The sequence below is a fragment of the Streptomyces sp. SID3212 genome (assembly GCF_009865405.1).
In the GTDB taxonomy this organism is placed as follows: domain Bacteria; phylum Actinomycetota; class Actinomycetes; order Streptomycetales; family Streptomycetaceae; genus Streptomyces.
In genome coordinates, this window is record NZ_WWJY01000811.1 from 1 (window position 1) to 1,919 (window position 1,919).

3 protein-coding genes are annotated in these 1,919 nt (G+C 71.2%); all 3 read right to left on the reverse strand.

Annotated elements, in window-relative coordinates; translation table 11 throughout:
* Positions 1–934 (reverse strand): Stp1/IreP family PP2C-type Ser/Thr phosphatase (locus tag GT042_RS24650; RefSeq protein ID WP_161310922.1); only part of this gene is annotated, 934 nt, incomplete at its 3' end.
* A gap of 84 nt (positions 935–1,018) precedes the next feature.
* Positions 1,019–1,537, reverse strand: a complete 519-nt coding sequence (locus tag GT042_RS24655; protein WP_161310923.1) for an FHA domain-containing protein — start codon at positions 1,535–1,537, stop codon at positions 1,019–1,021.
* Between the two features lie 10 nt (positions 1,538–1,547).
* The coding region (locus GT042_RS24660) for an FHA domain-containing protein (RefSeq protein ID WP_237531137.1) at positions 1,548–1,919 on the reverse strand (372 nt) is incomplete at its 5' end.

A 1,919-nucleotide genomic window follows, 5' to 3' on the forward strand; every position in this document is an offset into this window, starting at 1 on the left:
GCTGCGGTACGGCGCGGCCGAGGCCGGCCGCGCGGCCCGCGGGGGTCTGCATCGCGGCGGCGTTCTCCGCGGCGCTGGGCGGGAGCTGGTTCTCGGCGACGGCGCCGACGACGACGGGGGTGTCGTTGAGCTGGGCGGCGAGGGTGTCGTTGGCGTCGACGTCCAGGACGTCGGCGACGATGCAGGTGATGTTGTCCGGGCCGCCGCCGCGCAGGGCGAGCTCGATGAGGGTCTGGATGGTCTCCTGCGGGCCCTGGTAGCCGGCGAGGGCCTCTTCCATGGTCTGGTGGGAGACGACGCCGGAGAGACCGTCCGAACAGATCAAGTACCGGTCGCCCGCCCGTACCTCACGGATGGAGAGGTCCGGCTCGACGTGGTCGCCGCTGCCCAGGGCGCGCATCAGCAGGGAGCGCTGCGGGTGGGTGGTGGCCTCTTCCTCGGTGATCCGGCCCTCGTCGACCAGGCGTTGCACCCAGGTGTGGTCCTGGGTGATCTGCGTGAGGACGCCGTCGCGCAGGAGGTAGGCGCGGGAGTCGCCGACGTGGACGAGGCCGAGGCGCTGGCCGGTCCACAGGAGGGCGGTGAGCGTGGTGCCCATGCCCTCCAGCTGCGGGTCCTCCTCGACCATCAGGCGGAGCTGGTCGTTGGCGCGCTGGACCGCCGTACCGAGCGAGGTGAGGATGTCGGAGCCCGGCACGTCGTCGTCGAGCTGCACGAGGGTGGAGATCACCTCGGAGGAGGCGACCTCACCCGCGGCCTGGCCGCCCATGCCGTCGGCGATGGCGAGCAATCGGGGGCCGGCGTAGCCGGAGTCCTCGTTGCCCTCCCGGATCATGCCTTTGTGCGACCCGGCGGCGAAGCGCAGCGACAGACTCATGCGCACCTCGCCCGTCGGCTCGCCGGTCGACTGTCGCGCCAGCCGGTCTCGAGCCACACTGCCCACCCTCCGGTCGGGAGCCTGCTCCGGTCCGCTGTCGGGACCGCTGCGGCTCGCTCGCTCCGCTCGCTCATTGTCGTACTACTTCCGCAGCTCGATGACGGTCTTCCCGATGCGGATCGGTGAGCCCAGCGGAATCGGTGTCGGGGTCGTGAGCCGGGTCCGGTCGAGATACGTGCCGTTGGTGGACCCGAGATCCTCGACGATCCACTGGCCGTCACGGTCCGGGTAGATCCTGGCATGCCGGCTGGACGCGTAGTCGTCGTCCAGCACGATCGTTGAGTCGTGCGCGCGGCCCAGGGTGATGGTCTGGCCCTGGAGCGCGACCGTGGTGCCGGTCAGGATGCCTTCGGAGACGACCAGCTTGGTGGGTGCGCCGCGGCGCTGCCGGCCTCCCTGCTGCTGGCGTTGCGGCGGCGGGGCCGCCGCCGCGGTCTGGCGTGCCTGTTGCGGTCTGGCGTCCGCGTTGCGGCGTGAGCCGCGCTGGGTGACGCGTGTTCCGAACAGGTCGCTGCGGATGACCTGGACGGCCACGATCACGAACAGCCACAGAACGGCCAGGAAACCTAGCCGCATGACCGTCAGGGTCAGCTCTGACATTGCCCCCGCTTCACCCTTCGGCTTGCCGGTAAACGATGGTGGAATTGCCCACGACGATCCGCGAGCCGTCGCGGAGCGTAGCGCGGGTGGTGTGCTGTCCGTCTACCACGATGCCGTTGGTGGACCCGAGATCCTGGATAGTCGAGGGCGTACCGACCCGGATCTCGCAGTGCCGCCGCGATACGCCGGGGTCGTCGATCCGCACGTCCGCCTCGGTGCTGCGGCCGAGCACGAGCGTCGCGCGGGAGATCTGGTGGCGGGTGCCGTTGATCTCGATCCAGCGTCGTACCTGGGTGCCCGGCAGTCCGCCGGGTGCTGCCGCCGGGCCGGGTCCGGCCGCGTGGCCGGGTCCTGGAACCGGTCCCGGTCCGCGTCCCGGGCC